This window comes from Saccharothrix tamanrassetensis (genome assembly GCF_014203665.1).
GTDB classification, from domain to species: Bacteria; Actinomycetota; Actinomycetes; order Mycobacteriales; family Pseudonocardiaceae; genus Actinosynnema; species Actinosynnema tamanrassetense.
Genome location: NZ_JACHJN010000005.1, coordinates 646,190 through 666,611 on the forward strand (window position 1 = coordinate 646,190; position 20,422 = coordinate 666,611).

Below are 20,422 nucleotides of genomic sequence, written 5' to 3' on the forward strand. Positions count from 1 at the left end.
AATGTTCGCACCGTCATGCTCGGCAGCGTCGTACACGGTCGGCAGCGGTCGGACGAGGTGCCCGCAGCGCGAGGACAACCCCGGCGCGGCGGTGCGCTATTGGAGCTTCGGACCAGATCGGCAGGTCAGGTCGTTGCGCCCTCGACCGCTGCGCCTTCGCCTTTCCGACCGGTGGAGGCGATCCAGCCGGCCAGTTCGGCCAGTCCCTCCAGGAGGCCGACCTCGGGGTGGTAGCCCAGGTCGGTCCGGGCGGCGGTGATGTCGAACCAGTGGGCGGTGCCGAGTTGGTCCATCAGGAACCTGGTGATCGGTGGTTCGGCGGCGCGGTTGGTCAGGCGGAAGGCGAGTTCGACCGCTGTGCCCGCGAGACGGGCCGGCGGGCGTGGCACGCGGCGTTGTTCCGGGGGTAGGCCGGCGGCGATCAGCAGGCCGTTGATCACCAGGTCGACCGGGAGCGGGTGGCCCTGGGTGATGAAGTACGCCTTGCCCGCTATCGGCGCGCCGGGGGTGAGGCGTTGCAGGGCGAGCAGGTGGGCCCGGGCGGCGTTGACGACGTGCACCGTGTCGATCTTCTTGGAGGTGCGGCCGAGGTGGCGCAGGCGGCCCGCCCGGGCCTGGGCGGTGAGGCGGGGCAGGAAGTGCGGGTCCTCCGGCCCCCAGATCAGGTGGGGGCGCAGCGCGACGGTGGCCAGGGTGGGGCTGTTGGCGGCCAGCACGTGCTGTTCGGCGATCGCCTTGGAGGCTGGGTAGGGGGAGCGGAACCTGGTGGCGTAGGGGACGGACTCGTCCACGCCGTCGAGGTCGCGTCCGCGGTGCACGACGGCGGGTGAGGAGGTGTGGACCAGGCGGTCCACACCGTGTGCCCGGCAGGCGTCGAGCACGTGGTCGGTGCCGCCCGCGTTGATCTGGTGGTACTCCTCGGCCTTGCCCCAGTGGCCGGCCTTGGCCGCGGTGTGGACGACCGCCGCGCAGCCGTCGACGGCGCGGTGCACGTGGTCTGGGTCGCGCAGGTCGCCGAGCACCTGTTCGACGCCCAGGTGGTGCAGTGCGGGGTGGTGGTGGCGTTGGAAACCGCGCACCGCGTACCCGTGCCGGAGCAGGACGCGGCACACGGCGCGGCCCAGGAACCCGCTGGCGCCGGTGACCAGTACGCGGGTCACCAGCGGACCACCGCGATGCCGATGCTGGTGCCGCTGGCCAAGCCCACCAGTGCGACCAGGTCGCCGCGTCGGACCCGACCGGACTCGACGGCCTTGGTCAGCTGCAGGAGCAGACCCGCGGCGGCGACGTTGCCGTGCTCGGCGACGACGGGCACCATCTGGTCGTCGGTCAGGCCGAGTCGTTCGGCGAACTGCGGCAGCAGCCCGGTGTAGGGCTGGTGCACGCAGACGACGGCGAAGTCGGACAGCACCAGGCCCAGCGGCTCGAACGCCCGGTCCACCAGTCCGGTGTCGATGTCCAGGAACACCCGCTGGAGCCTCATGGCGTCGACCCGGAACGCGCCCAGGCGCGAGGCACCCGGCGTGACGGCGATCGTCGCGGCGGCGGCGTCCCAGGCGCTGGAGTCGGCGTGGGCGGCGGTGCGCAGCACGCCGGGTGCGTCAGCGGCTTCCAGCAGCACGGCGGCGCCCGCGTCGGACACCGTGTGGGACAACGCGACCTCGAAGTAGTCGCGCAGGTCGCCGTCCTTCGCCTGCCACCTGATCACCGGCGACAGCCACTCGCCGCAGGCGATGAGCACGCGGCGGTAGCGGCCGGCGCTGATCATCGCGTCGGCGACCTCGATGGCGTTGAACACGCTGTTGCACGCGTTCTTGACGTCGAAGACCGGGCACGACGCGCCGAGCAGGTTCGCCACGATGTGAGCGGTCGCGGGTTCGATCACGGACATCGAGGTCGCGGCGAAGATGAGCAGGTCCACGTCGGCGATGTCGCGCCCGCAGTCGGCCAGCAGCTTCCCGGCCGCGGCGGCGGCCAGCTCGGCGGCGGTCCACCCCTCCGGCGCGGTGTGCCGGTAGCGCACCCCGCTCATCCGCTCGATGAAGTCGCGCGGGACGTCCAGTCCCGGGTTGAGCTCGGCCAGGCGTGCCTCGATGTCGGCGGAGGAGGTCCGCCGCTCGGGCAGGTGCGCGGCGACGCCGACCATCCTGGCCCAGGTCATGAGGTCTCCCGTGGTGTCGGCGCGGGCAGTCGGCGTGCCGCCCACCGCGCGAGGCGTTCCCGGACGATCTTGCTGCGGTGCCGCGCGTCCACCGGGAACCGCCGGTGGAACAGCACGTGCCGGACGCCGGCGGGGGCGAGCAGGGCGAGCACCTCGGCGGTGATCCGGCGGCGGTCGGCCCCGCGCTCGGCCTCCACGCACAGCACCGGCACCTGCCGACCGGGCTCGCCCACCCCGACCAGCGCCGAGCGGCGAACCCCCGGCACGGTGTCGGCGACCGGCTCCACCTGTTCGGTGCACAGGTCACCGCGCGGCGTGCGGACCCGCTGCGACTTGCGGCCCAGGAACCACAACCGGCCGTCCTCGTCGAAGCGGCCGAGGTCGCCCGTGCGGTGCACCACCCGGTCGCCGTCGCGGATCTTGGCCAGCGCGGTGTGCCGCTCCCGCCCGGGGTAGCGCTCGCTCGTGCTCGGACCGGTGACGGTGATCTCGCCGATGCCGCCGGGTGGGGCCGGCAGGTCGTCGCTCCACGCGTCGATCGGGCCGTCGTCGACGCGGATCACGCGGACGGTGTTGCCGGGCAGCGGGCGGCCGACGCAGGTTCCCTCGCCGCGTTCGGCGGCCCGCGCGGGGCCGTCGAGCAGTTCGCGGCTCTCGATCGCGCTCACCGGCAGGCACTCGGTGGCGCCGTAGACGGAGTACAGCAGCGCGTCGGGGGCCAGGCAGCGGCGCAGGCGCCGGACCGCACGGGGGGTGAGCGAGGCCCCGGCCGAGAGCACCAGCCGCAACGTGCCCAGCACCAGCCCGCGGTCGACGCAGTGCCGGGACAGCCGGTCCAGCGTGGCCGGTGCGGCGAACATCCCGGCCACCCCGGACCGCTCGATCTCCGCGGCCAGCGGGCCGGGCGGCGCCATCGCGGACCGCACGGGATCGACGTCCGGCACGACGAGCTCCAAGCCCAGCAGGGGACCGGCCAAGGCGAACGGGGGGAACGTCGACAGCCACCGCTCGCCCGGCGCGAGGTCGACCACTCCGGCGATCAGTTCCACCTGGGCGGCCAGGTGCCGTCCCAGGAACTCCACGGGTTTGGCCGGTCCGGTCGACCCGGAGGTGAACGCGACGGCCGCCACGGCGTCCAGCACGGGCGCCCGCGGCACCACTGCGGGAGGCGAGCCCGCGATGAGGCCGTCGAGCGTCGGCCCGCCCCAGAAATAGCGCCGCCCCACCGTGATCGGCAGGCGCACGCTGCCGCGTCCCCAGCGGAGCAGGGTCCTCGCGGCGTGGGCGAGCGGGATGCCGATGAAGACCTCCGGGGCCGCCTCCGCCAGGCAGTCGGCGAGCTGCCGCGGGGACATCCCCGGGTCGACCACGACCAGCACCGCCCCGATCCTCGCCAGCGCCAGCAGCAGAGGACCCAGTTGCGGGCCGGGCGGCACCAGCAGGCACACCCGCGTGCCGGGTCCGACCCCGGCGGCGGACAGCGCTCCGGCGCAGGCGTCGGCCCGGTCGACGAGTTGGCGGAAGGTGACCACCGCGTACCGGCCCCGGCCGAGGGCTTGGCGCACGACCGGGGAGTCGGGGTGCCGGCGCGCGTGCTCGGTGAACACCGCGACGAAGTCGGTCGTGGGACGGTCAGGCGAGGAAAGCACGGATCTCACCCACCAGCGCCTCGGTTTCGTCTTCGAGCACGTAGTGCCCGGCGTCGGGATAGGTCCGGCAGACGGCGTCGGGGAATCGCCGCAGCCACTCGTCCAGGAACTCGCGCCGGAACACCGGGTCGCGCCCGCCCCAGCCGATGAACGTCGGGCGGTCGGCCAGCAGCCGGGTCGCCCGGTCGGCGGCCAGCAACTCCGACCACGCCGGGTCGGCCGGGGTCAGCGGGATGTCCTGGACGAAGCGGAGGATCGCCAGCCGGTCCCGCGGGGTCCGGTAGGGCTCCAGGTAGGCGCGGCGGACGGCCGGGTCCAGCCGCCGTTTCACGCCGATGCGTGCCGTGGCGCGAGCGAAGGCGTTGTGGCGCAGGAACAAGTGCCGTGCCGGGGCGGTGTTCTTGATGGCACACAGCGCTGCCGCGAGGTGCCACGGCAGCCGGCCCGAGGGGAACGGATGGGGGAACGCCGCGGTGTTCAGCACGACCAGCCGGGCGACCCGCTCGGGGTGGCGGGCGGCCCACGCCATGCCGATCGGCCCGCCCCAGTCGTGCAGGACCAGCGTCCACCCGGTTTCCGGCACACCGCGCTCGTCGATCAGGTGCGCGGTGAGCGCGTCCAGGTCGTCCACGCGCGAGGCGAGGGTGTAGGCGTACTCGTCCTCGGCCGGCCGGTCGGAGCGCCCCATGCCGATGTGGTCGGGGACCAGGCAGCGGTGGCCGCCGCGCAGGGCGGCGACCAGGTCGCGCCACAGGTAGCTCCAACTGGGGTTGCCGTGCAACATCAGCACCGGCGGGCCCTCGCCGACGTCGAGGTAGTGCTGGCGCACCGAGCCCCGTGAGAACCACCGCGACGGCGTTGCGGTCCGGTCGGTCTCAGGCACTGCGGGCTCCTCGCGAGTGGCGACGACGGGAGGCCCACCGTGGCACGGCGAGCGTGTCGGGTGAAACCACGGCCCACCTGATCGGGTGGTCGGAGCGGGCAATCCACACGATCGAGTAGATCAGTCCTCTGAAGACGTAAGCGTCACCGGAGTTGTGGAATCCTCCATCGGGTTCCCGGACCCGGCCGGCGTGCCGGTGGAGGAGACGACGTGAACGGCCGGACCGCAGTGGGTCGTGCCACCTCAGTGCTTGGAGCAGCGTGATGTCGGTGTCGGCCCCCTCGGACGCCGTCGTGTCCTCCCCCGCTGGGGACGTGGTGGACTGCGCGCGGCGGTTCCGGGAGCACGCGCACGTGGTGACCGACCCGGGCGGTCGCCGGCTCGGCGTGGTCACCGGGCCGACGCCGCGCGAGAACCTCGTCGGGTCGCTGCCGCCGCTGTACCCGGAGTGGTTGGGCGGCCGGGTGTTCTGCGAGGCGCACGGCGTCCGGTTCCCTTACGTGGCAGGGGAGATGGCCAACGGGATCTCCACCACGCGGCTGGTGGTGGCGATGGCGGAGGCCGGGATGCTCGGCTTCTTCGGCGCGGCCGGCCTGGAACCGGGCGAGGTCGAGGACGCGGTGCGGGAGTTGGGCGAGGCGCTGCCGGGGCGCGCGAACTGGGGTGTCAACCTCATCCACAATCCCGGGGAACCCGCCCTGGAGCGGAAGATCGTGGACGTGGTGCTGCGCCGCGGGGTGCCCCGGGTCTCGGCGTCGGCGTTCATGGACCTGACCCCGGCCGTGGTGCGCTGCGCGACCTCCGGCCTGCGGCTCGACCGCGACGGCCGGATCACGCGGCGCGTCCGGCTGCTGGCCAAGCTGTCGCGCCCCGAGGTGGCCGAGAAGTTCCTCCGCCCGGCGCCCGCCGCCCTCCTGCGGTCGCTGGTCGACCGGGGCGAGCTGACCGAGGAGGAGGCGCGGTTGGCCGCGCGGGTACCGGTGGCCGAGGACGTCACGGTGGAAGCCGACAGCGGCGGCCACACCGACAACCGGCCGTTGGCCGCGCTGCTGCCCGCCGTCCTGGCACTGCGGGACCGGCACGTCCGGCGGCACGGCCACCCCGTGCGGGTCGGCGCGGCCGGGGGACTGGGCACCCCCGAGGCGGTCGCCGCGGCCTTCGCGCTCGGCGCCGACTACGTGGTCACCGGCTCGGTCAACCAGGTAGCCGTCGAGGCCGGTGTCTCCGACGCCGCCAAGCGGATGCTGTCCGAGGTCGACGTGGCCGACGTGGCGATGGCGCCCGCGGCCGACATGTTCGAGCTGGGCGTACGCCTCCAGGTCGCCCGCCGCGGCACGCTGTTCGCGGCCCGCGCGGCCAGGTTGTACGAGGCGTACCGGGACCACGCGGGGCTGCACGCGCTGCCCGGTGCGACGACGGCCAAGCTCGAACGCGAGGTCTTCCGCATGCCGCTGGCACAGGTGTGGGAGCTGACCCGCGAGTTCTGGCGGCACCGCGATCCCGCCCAGCTCGAACGCGCGGAGCGCGACCCGAAGCACCGCATGGCGCTGGTCTTCCGTTGGTACCTGGGCAACTCCAGCCGGTGGGCGATCACCGGCGACCCGGACCGGCGCACGGACTATCAGCTGTGGTGCGGCCCGGCGCTCGGCGCGTTCAACCGGTGGGTGGCCGGGTCGTTCCTGGCCGAGCCGGACAACCGGACCGTCGTGCAGATCGCGCTCAACCTGCTCGAAGGCGCCGCGGTCGCCACCCGCGCCCACCAGTTGCGCACTCACGGCGTCGCCGTGCCCGCGGCAGCGGCGGTGTTCCGGCCCGTGCGCCTGGCCTGACCTGACGACCATGCCGAGGAAAACGATGGTCGGGGATCACCCGTCCAAGATGGACCCGGGCACTTCGCGGCGACCGATGCCCGGAACCTCCGCGCAGGAGTCCACATTGGACTCCACCGCGACCGACATCCGGTCGAGTCCCGCCGGGAACGTCGACGGACACCTGGCGTCCGGTCGGGCGGGTCGCCCGGCCACGAGTTCGATTCGAGGAGGAGAGGCCGCAGTGGTTGACCGGTACCGGCAGGTTCCCGTGGCGGTGGTCGGCGTCGGCGCGTTGCTGCCCGGTGAGCCGGGAAGCGGTGGTTACTGGCGCACCCTGGTCCACGGGCGAGACCTGATGGTGGAAGTGCCGCCGACGCGGTGGCTGGTCGAGGACCACTACGACCCCGACCCCCTCGCGCGGGACAAGACCTACGCCAAGCGCGGCGCGTTCCTGCCGGCGGTCGACTTCGACCCGGCGGCCTACGGGGTTCCGCCGCGCACCATCGAGGCCACCGACAGCTCGCAACTGCTCGCGCTGCTCGTGGCCGAGCAGGTGCTCGGGGACCTCGCCGGGACCTCCGAGCCGGACCGGGAACGCGTCTCCGTCGTGCTCGGCGCAGGGGGGACACCGCTGATGATCCAGGTGGGCGGCCGGTCGCAGCGCCCGGTCTGGGTCAAGGCGCTGCGGGAAAGCGGAGTGGCCGAACCACTGGTGCAGGAGATCTGCGAGCGCATCAGCGGCCACTACCCCGAGTGGCGGGAGGCCACCTTCCCCGGCGGCCTGGCCAACGTCATCGCCGGGCGGATCGCCAACCGCTTCGACTTCCACGGCACCAACCACGTCACCGACGCCGCGTGCGCCAGTTCGTTCGCCGCGCTGTCCACCGCGGTCTCCGAGCTGTCGCTGGGCCGGGCCGACCTGGTCCTCAGCGGTGGCGTCGACACCTACAACAACGTCGAGATGTACTTGTGCTTCTCGAAGACGCCCGCGCTGTCGCTCACCGGCGACTGCCGTCCCTTCGCCGCGGACGCCGACGGCACCATGCTCGGCGAGGGCGTGGCGATGTACGCGCTCAAGCGCCTGGAAGACGCGGAGCGCGACTGCGACCACGTCTACGCGGTCATCAGGGGCATCGGCACGTCGTCCGACGGCAGGGGCAGCGCCATCTACACGCCGACCCCGCAGGGACAGGCGCGCGCGCTGCGCCGTGCCTACCAGGAAGCCGGGTACGGGCCTGACACCGTCGAACTGGTCGAGGCGCACGGCACCGGCACCAGGGCCGGGGACGCCGCCGAGTTCGCCGCGCTGCGCGAGGTGTTCGCCGAATCGGGCCGGGACGACGAGCAGTGGTGCGCGCTGGGCTCGGTGAAGTCGCAGATCGGTCACACCAAGGCCACCGCGGGCGCCGCCGGTCTGCTCAAGGCGGTGTTCGCGCTGCACCACCGGGTGCTGCCGCCGTCGATCAAGGTCGAGCGACCCAACCCGGAGCTGGGCCTCGACGGCAGCCCGTTCCACCTCAACACCGCGGCCCGCCCCTGGGTGCGCGCCGCCGACCACCCGCGCCGGGCCTCGGTGTCCAGCTTCGGGTTCGGCGGCACGAACTTCCACGTCACGCTGGAGGAGTACGCCCCGTCGGACGCCTCGTTCGCGCGCCGCGCCCCGCGGGCGAGGGCCGTGCCGACCGAGCTCGTGCTGATCAGCGCGCCCACCGCGCGGGCGCTGACCGAGTGGACCCCCGACCCGTCCCGCCCGCTCGCCGACACCGCCCGGGAGAGCCAGCGCGCCTTCGACCCCGGTGAGCGGGTCCGACTCGCCGTCGTCGCCTCCGACACCACTGACCTCGCGGACAAGCTGGCCCAAGTGGCGGCGGTGCTCGACCAGCGGCCGGACACGTCGTTCTCCCTGCCCGGTGGCGTGCACTGCGCCACCGGCGAGCCGCGTCCCGGGCGGATCGCCTTCCTGTTCCCCGGCCAGGGCTCCCAGCACGTCGGCATGGGCGCGGACCTCGCGATGCACTCGGCCACCGCCCAGGCGGTGTGGGACGAGCTGGGCTCGTGCCGCTTCGACGACCGCGCGCTGCACCGCGTGGTGTTCCCGCCGCCCGCCTTCACCGACGACCAGCGAGCCTCCCAGCACGACCTGCTGACCGCCACCGAGTGGGCCCAACCCGCCCTGGCCGTGGGCGAGTCGGCGCTGCTGGCCGTGTTGCGGGGGCTCGGCCTGGAGCCCGACCACGTCGCGGGGCACAGCTTCGGCGAGCTGACCGCCCTGCACGCCGCCGGGGTGCTCGACGCCGCGTCGCTGGTGCGGCTGGCCCGGGCACGCGGCGAGGCCATGCGCGACGCCGCGGCCGACGCGCCGGGGGCGATGACCGCGGTGACGGCCACCCGCGCGGAGGTCGACACCGTGCTGGAGAGCTGCGGAGGCGGGATCTGGCTGGCCAACCACAACGGGCCCGACCAGTTCGTGCTGTCCGGTACCACCACCGCGATCGAGGCCGCCGAGGGCAAGTGCGCCGCGCAGGGCATCACCACCCGCCGGCTCGACGCGTCGACGGCCTTCCACAGCCCGCTGGTCGCCGCCGCGGCGCGCCGGCTGGAGCGCGTCCTCGGCGAACTGGAGATCGGCGAGCCCCGCATCCCGGTGCACGGCAACGAGGACGCGGCGCCCTACCCGACCGACCCGGAGGTCGTCCGGAGCCGGATCGCCGGGCACCTCGCGGCGCCCGTGTTGTTCGACCGACAGGTCGAAGCCCTGTACGAGGCCGGGGTGCGCACGTTCGTCGAGGTCGGCCCGGGCACGACGCTCACCGGCCTGGTCGAGCGGATCCTGGCGGACCGCGAACACGCGGCGGTGGCCGTGCAACCGCGCGGGCGCGACGGGGTCACCGGGTTGCACGACGCCCTCGGCCGGCTCGCCGTGCGGGGCGTCCCGCTCGACTTCGACGAGCTGTGGCGCGAGTACGACCAGCGCACCGCGCACGCCGACACCCCGACGCCGGCCCTGACCGTGCCGATCGACGGCGGCAACCGCGGCCTGCGCTACCCACCCGAGGGCGGCGCCGCCGCCCTGCCCGCCCCGAACCCACCCCGTGAAGAGACCCCGGTGACGCCCCAGCAGCCCGTTCCACCACCCGCCTCCTCCCTCGCCGCCGGACCCGCGGCGGACAGCGGGTGGCTCGCCGCGATCGAGAGCGCCCAGCGGCACACGGCCGAAGCGCACACCGCCGTGCACCGGATGCTGGTGGAGAGCCACCAGGACTTCCTCCGGGCCTCCGAGGCGACGTTCGCGGCCCTGCTGACCGCGCAGGGCGTCGGGAACGCCGCGTCCCCGACGTCCACCGCGCCGGTTCCGACGGTGGTCCCTCCGGTGGCGGAACCCGCGGTGGCCTTCACCATGCCACCGGCGCCCACGTCCGTTCCTGCGCCCGTGTCCGCAGCCGAGTCCTCCTCGCCCCCCGGCATCGTCCTCGGCAGCCTGTCCCCGGAGGAGACGGCCGACCTGGTGCTCTCGGTGGTGGCGGACCGCACCGGCTACCCGGTGGAGGTCCTCGACCTGGACATGGAGCTGGAAGCCGACCTCGGCATCGACTCCATCAAGCGGGTCGAGATCCTGGCCTCGTTCCGCGACCAGGTCGGGGAGCTGGCCGAGGGGGACATCGCCGAACTGGGGGCCTTGCGGACCCTGCGCGAGGTCATCGACCGGATCAACGGCATGGCCGTCGCGGGCGGCGCGGTCGACGCGGTGTCCTGGCAGGCCGTCGAGCCCGTCGCCGACCACGTCGAGCCCGTCGCCGACCACAAGGCCCTCGGCGCGGATCCCCGGGAAGCCACCAGGCTCGCCGTGCGCATGGTGCCCGTGCCGGCGCCCGACCTGTCCCTCGCCGGTGTCGGCGCCGCCTCGTTCGTCGTGCTCGACGGTGGTTCCGGGCTCGCCGACGAGGTCGTGGCAGAGCTGAACCGGCACGGTGTCACGGCTCGCGTCGCGGACCGGGTGCCCGACGACGCCACCGGCGTGGTGCACCTGGCGGGCCTGGCGGCCGTCGGATCACCCGCCGAGGCGCTGGCCCGGCAGCGCGAGGTGTTCACGGCGGCGCGTGTGGTCGCCGAGCGGTTCACCACCGGGCGCGGCGTGTTCGTGACCGTGCAGGACACCGGCGGCGACTTCGGAACTCGGGCGGACCGGCCGGAACGCGCCTGGCTCGGCGGTGTCGCCGCGCTGGCCCGCACCGCAGCCGCGGAGTGGCCCACCGCCTCGGTCAAGGCGATCGACTGCGAACGCGGCGACCGGTCCACCGAGGCGGTCGCGGCGGCCATCGTGGCCGAACTGCTCCGCGGCGGCGGAACACCCGCGGTGGGGCTGCGCGCCGACGGCACGCGCCTCGTCCCGACCGCGGTGCCCGCCCCGGTCGCCCCGGGGGCCGAAGCCCGGATCACCGAGGACTCCGTGGTCGTCGCCACCGGTGGCGGGCGCGGGGTGACCGCGGCGGCGCTGCGCCGGCTCGCCGAGACCCACCGGCCCAAGCTCGTGCTGATCGGACGCACGGAGCCGGCCGACGAACCGCCCGGCCTGGCCGACGCGGCCGACGAGGCGGCGCTGACCAGGGCGCTGGCCGGGCAGGACGACGGGACCACCGCGCCGAAGGAGCTGGCGAGGCGGGCGCGGCGGATCCTCGCCGCACGCGAGGTGCGCGCGACGCTCGCTGCCCTGGAGCGGGCGGGCAGCCCGGTGCGGTACCTGGCGGTCGACGTGCGCGACGAGGACGCGCTGACCGACGCGCTCGCCGGGGTGCGCCGGGAGTGGGGGCCGATCACCGGCCTCGTGCACGGCGCGGGCGTGGTCGCCGACAAGCGGATCGTCGACAAGACCGACGCGCAGTACGACCACGTCCTGGACACCAAGGTCGGCGGGCTGCGCGCGCTGCTCGCGGCGACCCGGACCGACCCGCTCGACCTGGTCGTGCTGTTCTCCTCGGTCGTCGCCGCCACCGGCAACCCCGGCCAGTCCGACTACGCCGCGGCGAACGAGGTGCTCAACCACGTCGCGAGCGCCGAACAGGCCGAACGGCCGGACGCGCTCGTCCGCGCCATCGCCTGGGGCCCGTGGGACGGCGGCATGGTCACCCCCGCGCTCGCCCGGCACTTCGACGCCGCCGGCGTGCCGCTGCTCGCCACGGACGCCGGCGCGGAGGCGTTCACCCGGGAACTCGCCGCGGGCGGCGACGACACCCGCGTCGTCGTGGTCGCGAGCCCCGACCTGCCCGCACCGCCGGCCGCCCCCGCCGAGGCGCGCGTCACCGGCGCGACCCACCCGCACCTGGTCGGGCTCGACGGCCTGCCCCCGGCGCAGGCGCTGACCTGGCTGGCCGGCGCGGCCGTCGACCGGCACCCCGGCCACCGGCTCGCGCTCCGCGACTTCCGGGTGCTCGGGGGAGTCCCCCTGTCGCGCCTCGACCTGGGCGGCCACGTGTTCACCGCGGTCCGGGCGGGTGACCACCTCGAACTGCGCGACGACGACCACGTGCCCGTGTTCTCCGCCGAGGTCGCCACCACATCGGACAGCGGGTTCGCGCCCGTCCCCGACGACGTGCGGGAGCAGTCGGACGACCCCCGCACACCGGGGTGGCCGCGCGACCTCGGACCGCTCGACGCCGCGGCGGTCGACGGCGCCCTGCGCCTGGCCGCGCGGTGGGCGGAGAGCGAGCTGGACGGCGCGGCGCGGCTGCTCGGCATCGCCGAGATCCGGGCGGACGGGCCCGGCCGCCGGAAGGTGTCGCGGTGCGTGGTGCACACCGGACGTCCGCACGGCGCCGGCACGCGGTGCGACGTCGTGCTGCTGTCGGACGACGGTGCGCCGGTGGTGGAACTGCTGGGGGTCGAGTTCGCGCGGCGGCAGGGATGAGCGTGTCCGACCGAACCCCCCTCGGCGCCGACGACACCCCACCGCGCCTGGTCGTGTTCTCGGGTGAGGACCGGCGTGACGTCCTGGCCGCGGTGGACGCCGGGCGAACCGGCGGGACCGGGCCGGCGAGGCTCGTCGTGGTGGACGACGGCCACGCCGACCGGTCGGCGGCGGCCCGGCGCTGGCTCGCCGAGGGCGGGGTCAAGCCGCCCCGCGTGCACTACCGCGACCACCCGGTCGACGGCGGGATCGCGTTCGTCTACACCAACGGCTCCGCGGCGGACCCCGGCGGCGGTGTGCTCGACCGCATCCGGGCGGCCACCGAGCTGGCCGTCGCGCACACCCGGACGAGCACCTCGCTGGGGCTGGGCCCGCAGGCCGCGATCGGCTACTCGTCGGGCGAGACCACCGCGCTGATCGCGCTGGGCGCGTGGCCCGACGCCGAGCGGTTGTACCGGGACGCCCGCGACAGCGGCCTGTTCACCCACGACCTCACCGGCGAGCTCCGGGCCGTGCGCCGCGCCTGGGCCGCGCTCGGCGTGCCGGGCGAGAGCTGGGCGACCTACCTGGTCACCCTGCCCGCCGACCGGGTGCGGGACGCGTTGGCGGGTGAACGCGCGGTGCACCTGATGGCCGTCAACGCCCCCGACGTGTGCGTCATCGGCGGCGAGGCGCGGGCGTGCGCCGACGTGGTGCGCGGGCTCGGTCCCGCCAACACCGTCCGCGTGGACTACGACCTGGCCGCCCACGCGCCCGAGCTGGCCGAGGTCCGCGACCGCTGGCGGGCCCTGCACCTGCGCCCCACCACCCCGGTGCCGGGCGTCCGGTTCTACAGCGGCGCCACCACCGACTGGTACGAGGCGACCGCCGAGGCCGCCGCCGACGCGGTCACCGCGCAAGCCCTGGGCACCGTCGACTTCGCCGGCACCGTCGAGCGGGCCTGGGCCGACGGGGTGCGGGTGTTCGTCGAGCACGGTCCGCGCGCGCTGTGCACGGGGTGGGCCAAGCGGGTGCTCGCCGGACGCGAGCACGTCGCGGTCGCCTGGGACGCCGGGGCGGGCGGCGCGGTCGACCGGGCACGCGACGCGGTCGCCGAACTCGTCGCCGCAGGCGTCCGCGTGCGTGCGGAGCACCTGTTCGGCGGCGGGATCGCGACCCGGCCGGGAATCGACCCGCGGGTGGTGCTGCCGCCCGCGCCCGAGCTGCCACCGGTCGTCCTCTCCGCCGGCCGGGCGCGGTCGGCGCAGGGGCAGGCGGTCCTGGCCGAGCACCACGCGCGGCTCGTCGCGACCCACCGGGACGTGCTCGCCGCCCACGTCGAGTCGCACCAGGCGTTCCTCGCGGTCCGGCAGGCCCAGGTGACCGCCCTCCGCCAGGTCGCCCCTGCCCTTATCCCTGTCGCTGCCCGGCAGGCTCCCACCCGCCCGAGCTTCGACCGCGCGCAGTTGGAACGCCTGGCCACCGGACCGATCTCGGACGTGCTCGGGCCGCGCTTCGCCGCGCCGGCCGGCCGCGCGGTGCGGACGAGCCTCCCCGCGCCCCCGATGCTGATCCTCGACCGGGTCCTGGACCTCGACGCCGAGCCCGCCGCCCTGGTGACGCCGAGCGCGCGGCCCTCGGGCACCATCAGCACGGAGACCGACGTGCGGCTGGACGGCTGGTACCTCGATCCCGCGGGGCGGATGCCCGCCGGACTCGCGGTCGAGGTCGTGCAGTCGATCGCGTTGCTGGCCGGGTGGCTGGGCGCCGACCTGCGCGTGGACGGCGACCGGGTGTTCCGGCTGCTCGGGCTCGAGGTGACGCACCACGGCGAAGCGCCGCGCGCGGGGGAGACGCTGCGCCACCACGTCACCGTCGACCGCTTCGTCGAGCACGACGGCGTGCTCCTGTTCTCCTTCCGCTGCGACGGCTCGGTCGGCGGTGAACCCCGCCTGACCATCCGCAACGGCCAGGCCGGGTTCTTCAGCCGCGCCGAACTCGACGCCGCCGGCGGCGTCCGGTGGAGCCCGGCGGACCTGGAGCCGGCCGACGACCACCGACCCGGTCCACCACAGGGGCGCCGCGGCTTCACGGCCGAGCAGGTCCGCGCCTTCGCCGACGGGCGACCGGCGGACTGCTTCGGTCCCGACTGGGCGTGGACCCGGTCGCACGTGCGCACACCCCGGGTCGAAGGCGGCCGGGCGCTCATGCTCCACGAGGTCGTCGACCTCGACCCGGCGGGAGGTCCCCTCGGCCGCGGCTACCTCAAGGCCCGGGCGTCGATCAGTCCCGACGACTGGTACTTCGCCGGGCACTTCCCCGGCGACCCCTGCATGCCCGCCAGCCTCATGCTCCAGGGCGGATTTCAGGCCATCGCCTTCCACCTCGCCGGCCTGGGGTTCACGGTCCGCCGCGACGGCTGGCGGTTCGCCCCGGTCACCGACCTCGCCACCACCGTCCGCTGCCGCGGGCAGGCCACCCCGCGCAACGCGGAGATCGTCTACGAGGTCTTCGTCCGAGCCGTGCGCGCGCAGCCCGTCCCGACGGTGCACGCGGACCTGCTCGTCACGGTGGACGGGATCAAGGCCCTCCACGCCGCCGACGTCGGTGTGCGGCTGGTGCCCGACTGGCCGCTGGACCACTGGCGGCACCTCGGACCTCCCCGTGTGCAGACGACGGGTCGGCCCGTGCCCCTGGAACAGCTCGGCGGGCTCGTCGGGCACCGCGAGCGGGTCGCCGTGGCCACCGTGAACGGGGTGGCGCTGGACCACGCGGCCGTGCTGGCCTGCGCGTGGGGCAATCCCGGCGCGGTGAACAGCCTGGCCGGGGACGTCGACGGCACCGCCCACCTCGCGCGGCTGCCCGGACCGCCGTTCCTGTTCATCAGCCGGGTCGTCGCCGTGCAGGGCGGGCTCGGGAGCATGGCGGCCGGGGCGTCGGTCGTCGTGGAGTACGACGTGCCGGACGAGGTGTGGTACTTCGAGCAGAACGACCACCCGGTCATGCCCCTGGCGGTGCTCATGGAAGTGGCGCTGCAACCGTGCGGGTGGCTGGCCGGCTTCACCACCGGCGTGCACAACGTCGGCCTGCGCTACCGCAACCTCGACGGCGCCGGCACGGTCACCGGCGAGATCGGTCCCGACACCCGGACCGTGCGGACCCACGTCGAACTGGTGTCCCTGTTCCGCCTCGGCGGCGTCATCATGACCGGGTTCACGGTGCGCTGCCTCGCCGACGGCGTGCCGGTCTTCACCACCGACCCCGTTTTCGGGTTCTTCCCGGACGCGGCGTTCGACGACCAGCGCGGGCTGCCCGTGACCGACGCCGACCGCCGGCGCGTCGAGGCGCCGGGCGACCACGCCGTCGACCTGACCGTCGACGCGCCGCGCGGGATGCCCGGTCCGATGCTGCTGATGCCCGACCGGATCACCGACCACCGCCCGACCGGCGGCGCAGCCGGGCTGGGCGCGCTGCGTGCCGAGATCGACGTGGACCCCGGCGCGTGGTACTTCAAGGCGCACTTCTTCACCGATCCCGTCCAACCCGGCTCCCTCGGTGTCGAGGCGATGGCCCAACTGCTGCGCTACCACCTGATCCGCGGTGGCGCGGACCTGCCGCCGGGCACCCGCTTCGAACCGGTGCTGCCGGGTCGTGAGGTGAAGTGGAAGTACCGGGGCCAGGTCACCCCCGACAGCAGGCTGGTCACGGTCGAGGTCGAGGTCCGGGAAGCCGGCGAGGACGAACGCGGTCGCTACGTGGTGGGCGACGCCTCGCTGTGGTGCGACGGCCTGCGCATCTACGAGGTCACCGGGCTCGGTGTCCGGGCGGTCGCCGGGGACCGCCCGGAGGTGGTCGACCAGGTGCTCGACCCGGAGGTCGACACGTGGGTGCGGGCGCACACCCCGACCTGGACCACCCCGGTCCTGCCGTTGGCGTCCGTGCTGGACCGCCTCGCCGCCGCGGCCGCCGTGCGCACGGGTCGCGAGGTGGTCGGTGTCCGCGACCTGCTGGTGCACCGCTGGATCGCCGTGCCGGGCCCGCTGCGGCTGCGGACGGAGGCGACGCCCGGACCCGACGGGGTAAGCACGCGGCTGCTGCTGGCCCGCGACGGCGGCTTCGACGAGGTGGCGCGGGCGGTGGTGCTCGTGGACGAGGCGCCCGCCCGTCCCGAGCCGTTGGCGCTGCCCGCCGACCTGGAGCTCCAGCCCGACATCTACGAGTCCGCCCACCAGTTCCACGGCCCCGAGTTCCACTACATCACCGCCTGGTGGGTGGGCGCGAACGGCGCGCGTGCGCTGCTGGACATCGGCCGCGGCCGGGTGCCGCGCGGGCAGCTGCACCAAGGGGTGCTCGACGCGGCGTTGCAGGCCGTGCCGAGCTTCATGCTCAGCCGCTGGACCCCGGCCGCCGCGGGGAAGGTGGCGATCCCGCGCCGGGTCGTCGAACTGGACCTGTGCGACCCGGTCCCCGACAGCGGGACCGCGGAGGTCCGCATCAGGTGGGCGGGCTTCGACGGGGGGAACGAGTCGTGCCCGGTGTTCGACGTGCAGCTGCTGGTGGAGGGACGGGTGGCGGTGCGGATGCGCCAGGCGAGCGTGCTGGTCCCGGCCGGCAGGTACGAGCGGTGCACGCCCCGCCGGGTCCGGGACTTCGCGTTGCGGCGCTCGGTCGAGCCGCTCGGCCCGGCCCGCTCCGAGGGCGACCGGACCGTGCTCACCGCCGGCGAACTCGCGTTGTGGGAAGGACTGCCCGGCACTGCGGCCCGGGTGTTCGACCTGCCGACCGGTCGGGTGCGCGACCACTTGGCGCTCCTGGCGGTCAAGGAGCACGTGGGGCGGTTGGTGGCGGTCCACCCGTCCGCGGTCGCGGTGAGCGCGGACCTGCGCACCGCCACCGTGCCCGGCGATCCCCGCGCACACCGGGTCGAGGTGACCCGGGCCGGTGGCGTGGTCACCGTCCGCTCGGCGGGAGGAGCGTCGTGACGCCCGGAACCGCCAGGTGGTCTGTGCTCGGCCTGGGAGTGCACACCGCCGGGTTCGCCGCGCTCGACGCCTTCGAGCACGCGCTGTCCGAGGGGACCGCCGACATCGTCGGCACCGTCGACGACCGCGACAAGGCCGGAGTCCTCGCGGTCGAGCAGGCCGTCGGCGACGCGACCGGCGTCCCGGTGATTCCCGTGGACCGGGTGATCGCCGCGCTCGACCGGGTACGCGACGACGGCGCGGTGCTGTGCGCCTCCGGCGACTTCGGCGCGGTCGCGCTGCACGTGGCGCCGGGCGCCAGGCCCGACGCCTACGCCATCCTCGAAGCCGCACCGACCGGGGCGGCTGCCACCCCGGAGTTGTCCGCGGGCGTCGGTGGCGAACCGGTGGCGGTCGTGCGGGCGGTCCTGTGCCTGCACCACCACCACCTGCCGTCGGCCCGGGGCGGCATGCGACTGTGGATCGGGTCGCGGCGCACCGCCGTCGTCGGCGACGTGCTGCTGTCGGCCACCGCCCGACCCGTGCGGACTTCCTGGCACCGCGCCACCTCGCTGGCGCTGCTGCCGGTGTGCGGTCGTGACGCGGCCGACCTGGGCCGGACCCTCGTCGGCATCAGGGACGCGGTGGCCGCCGGTGCGGACGTGGTCGACCTCGCCCGACGTCGTGCCGGCGACCTGCCGTCCGCCCGGCTGCGCGCCGTCCTGTGCGTCACCCCCGCGACGGTCGCACGGGAACTCGACCGGGCGGCGTCCACCCTGCCCGCCGTGGTCGGCGGGGGAGCCGACTGGTCCACCCCGGCCGGCAGCTTCTGCGCCACCGCCCCGATCGGCCCGGACCGGGGCGTGGCCCTGGTCTACCCGGGCATGTTCAGCTCCTACGCGGGCGGCAGCCGGGAACTGCTGCGCTGCTTCCCCGACCTGATCCCGGGCCTGGACGCGGTGACCGACGACTCGGCCCGGTACCGCCCCGAGCACGAGGCGGTCGGCCTCCTGGAAGGGGAAGACACGGACGACGTGCTGGCGCGCACCCTGGCGGCCCAGTTCAGCGGCGCGGCGCAGACCGAGGCGCTGCGCGGCCTGCTGCCCGGCAGCCGGTTCGGCGCCCTCGGCTACAGCCTCGGCGAGATCAGCATGGCCGTCGCCACCGGCCGCCGGTCGTGGCGGGCGCCAGACCTGGGACAGGCCCTCGACGTGGTGGCCTCCTACCAGGCGCCGGACCCACGGTCGTGGGGGTCGCGGGTCGTCCTCGCCACCGCGGACGACGTGCGGCGGCTGCTGCCCCGGTTCGCCGGCGTCCACCTCACGCACGTCAACACCCCCGAGGAAGTCGTCATCGCGGGCGACCCGCGGCGGTGCCGGGCGCTCGCCGACGAACTGGGCCGACCGAGCATCGCCACCGCCCGCAGCCACCTGTTCCACACACCGCTGTTCGACTCCCACCGCATGGCACCCCTGTTCCGGGGGGACGACGGGGCCGGCTGGGGAGCGGAGGTGTTCACCGGACTGCGCGCCCGGCTCCTCGACGGACCGATCCGGGACGACCTGCTCGACGGCCTGCGGTCCACACTGGACTTCCCCCGCCTCGTCCGCGCGGCCTACGTGCGCGGCTACCGCTACTTCATCGAGGTGGGCGCGGGTGGGACGACGTCGACCTGGATCGCCTCCACCCTCCGCGGCCGGCCCCACGTCGCGGAGAGCGTGGAACGACGCGGCGCGGCCGGTGCCGCCGGCGCGGCCAGGCTGTTCGCCCGACTCATCAGCCACGGCGCACCGATCGACCCCACGCCGTTCCTACCGACCCATCGGGAGCACCCGTGACCACCGCCGTCCCCACCCACGCCGAAGCGCTGGCCGTCGTGCGCGGTGAGCTCGCCCGGCAGCTGGCGGTGGACGTCGAGCAGATCCCGCCCACCGCCCGCGTCTACGAGCTGCCCGAGGTCGACTCGATGAAGCTCATGGCCGCACTCGTGGCGATCGAGCAGCGGTACGGCGTCACCGTCGAGCACTCGGCGGAGGTCGTGCACCGCACGATCGACGAGCTGACCGCCATCCTGGTGACCACCATCGAAGGACAACGAGCATGAACCCCGCCACGACCCGACGCCCGGTGGGCCGAACCAGCCGACGGCGACTCCTGCTGGCGGCCGCGCCCACCGCGCTCGCCGCCACCGCGCTGCTCACCGGCATCGCCCGAGGCGCGGTCGGTGTCTCGTTCAGCAGCGAAACCCCGTTCACCATCACGCTCGACCGCTTGGAGGCCACCGGCTTCGGCCTCGGCCTGGCCGGGTCCACCGCCGCTCCCGGAACGGCCACCCTGCTGACCCGCCTGGGCAGCGCCGAGATCACCGGCCTGTGCCAGTCGGCGACCGTCGACCTGCCGGTCATCGGCCCGGTGACCACTGTGCTGCGCGCACCGCACGTCACCGCGACCGACCTCGTCCTGGAGACCCAGCACATCGCCGGCACGCTGGACCTCCGGCAGTTCGTCCTGGGGCCGACCGCGCCCAACGCGACCGTCGGCTACCAGGCGGCCACCGTGACGCTGGAGAACGCCACCATCAGGGGCGGGTCCGCCACCGCCGGCACGTTCGAGCTGGACGGCCTCGACATCGGCTACGAGTTCGACGGCGGGGGATGCCGCACCGAGGCCGACCGGTGACCGGCTTCACCCGCTGGCGCAGATCGTGCCCCTTCACCGCGGGCGTGCTCACGACACTCGCCGGTGTCGAACTGATCGCGGTGATCGCCACCTCGACCGGCGTGCTGCGCTTCTCCGGCACCGGAGCCACGGCCGGCTGGGTCCTGGGCGCGCTGCTGGTGGTCGCGGGTCTGACCCTGGTGTGCCAGCCCGCGCTGCGCCACTTCGCCGGCGCCGTCGCCCTCGTGTGCGGCCTGTTGAGCCTCGTGCAGACCAACCTGGGCGGTTTTCTGCTCGGTTTCCTGCTCGCCGCCATCGGCGGAATGCTCGCGCTGGCATGGGTACCTATCCACGAAACGTCACCGCGAGCCGACGAGCCGGCCGAACCATGACCCGGACCACTTGACCGCCGCTCGCC

The 20,422-nt window shown here is 74.8% G+C and carries 11 protein-coding genes; 7 read left to right on the top strand and 4 right to left on the bottom strand.

The annotated features are described in order from the left end of the window. Positions 1-125: 125 nt before the first annotated feature. The 4 genes from FHS29_RS19270 to FHS29_RS19285 are packed head-to-tail and all read right to left on the bottom strand — an operon-like array spanning position 126 to position 4,693. A complete protein-coding gene (locus FHS29_RS19270) occupies positions 126-1,160 on the bottom strand; it encodes an NAD-dependent epimerase/dehydratase family protein (protein ID WP_184692222.1) in 1,035 nt (344 codons plus the stop codon). Further along, positions 1,157-2,161: a 3-oxoacyl-ACP synthase III family protein gene (locus FHS29_RS19275; RefSeq protein WP_184692224.1), complete on the bottom strand. Its 1,005-nt coding sequence runs from the start codon at positions 2,159-2,161 to the stop codon at positions 1,157-1,159. Before FHS29_RS19275 ends, FHS29_RS19270 begins: the two co-directional genes overlap by 4 nt. Further along, the gene (locus FHS29_RS19280; RefSeq protein ID WP_184692226.1) at positions 2,158-3,810 is read right to left on the bottom strand and encodes a fatty acid CoA ligase family protein; all 1,653 of its coding nucleotides are present in this window, start codon (positions 3,808-3,810) and stop codon (positions 2,158-2,160) included. The genes FHS29_RS19275 and FHS29_RS19280 overlap by 4 nt, the downstream gene beginning before the upstream one ends. Beyond that, complete coding sequence (locus tag FHS29_RS19285) at positions 3,794-4,693, bottom strand: alpha/beta fold hydrolase (protein ID WP_184692228.1); 900 nt, start codon at positions 4,691-4,693, stop codon at positions 3,794-3,796. Before FHS29_RS19285 ends, FHS29_RS19280 begins: the two co-directional genes overlap by 17 nt. 263 nt (positions 4,694-4,956) lie before the next feature. Here FHS29_RS19285 and FHS29_RS19290 point away from each other — a divergent pair, with 263 nt between their 5' ends. The 7 genes from FHS29_RS19290 to FHS29_RS19320 all read left to right on the top strand — a co-directional run bounded on the left by FHS29_RS19290 (position 4,957) and on the right by FHS29_RS19320 (position 20,396). Then, on the top strand, positions 4,957-6,522 hold the full coding sequence (locus tag FHS29_RS19290; RefSeq protein WP_184692229.1) for a PfaD family polyunsaturated fatty acid/polyketide biosynthesis protein: 1,566 nt from the start codon (positions 4,957-4,959) through the stop codon (positions 6,520-6,522). A 223-nt stretch (positions 6,523-6,745) separates the two neighbouring features. Continuing rightward, positions 6,746-12,406: a type I polyketide synthase gene (locus FHS29_RS19295; protein WP_221456228.1), complete on the top strand. Its 5,661-nt coding sequence runs from the start codon at positions 6,746-6,748 to the stop codon at positions 12,404-12,406. 2 nt (positions 12,407-12,408) lie between these two features. Next, a complete protein-coding gene (locus FHS29_RS38185; RefSeq protein WP_184692231.1) occupies positions 12,409-17,367 on the top strand; it encodes an acyltransferase domain-containing protein in 4,959 nt (1,652 codons plus the stop codon). After that, positions 17,364-19,184, top strand: a complete 1,821-nt coding sequence (locus tag FHS29_RS19305) for a hypothetical protein (RefSeq protein ID WP_184692232.1) — start codon at positions 17,364-17,366, stop codon at positions 19,182-19,184. The genes FHS29_RS38185 and FHS29_RS19305 overlap by 4 nt, the downstream gene beginning before the upstream one ends. Then, complete coding sequence (locus FHS29_RS19310) at positions 19,181-19,450, top strand: acyl carrier protein (protein ID WP_184692233.1); 270 nt, start codon at positions 19,181-19,183, stop codon at positions 19,448-19,450. Before FHS29_RS19305 ends, FHS29_RS19310 begins: the two co-directional genes overlap by 4 nt. Beyond that, on the top strand, positions 19,447-20,025 hold the full coding sequence (locus FHS29_RS19315) for a DUF6230 family protein (RefSeq protein ID WP_184692234.1): 579 nt from the start codon (positions 19,447-19,449) through the stop codon (positions 20,023-20,025). Before FHS29_RS19310 ends, FHS29_RS19315 begins: the two co-directional genes overlap by 4 nt. Continuing rightward, complete coding sequence (locus tag FHS29_RS19320) at positions 20,022-20,396, top strand: DUF6114 domain-containing protein (RefSeq protein ID WP_184692236.1); 375 nt, start codon at positions 20,022-20,024, stop codon at positions 20,394-20,396. The genes FHS29_RS19315 and FHS29_RS19320 overlap by 4 nt, the downstream gene beginning before the upstream one ends. Positions 20,397-20,422 lie beyond the last annotated feature (26 nt).

Coding starts and splice junctions, on each gene's coding strand:
- FHS29_RS19275 (WP_184692224.1), bottom strand. CDS start 2,161: ATGACCTGGGCCAGGATGGTCGGCGTCGCCGCGCACCTGCCCGAGCGG.
- FHS29_RS19290 (WP_184692229.1), top strand. CDS start 4,957: ATGTCGGTGTCGGCCCCCTCGGACGCCGTCGTGTCCTCCCCCGCTGGG.
- FHS29_RS19315 (WP_184692234.1), top strand. CDS start 19,447: ATGAACCCCGCCACGACCCGACGCCCGGTGGGCCGAACCAGCCGACGG.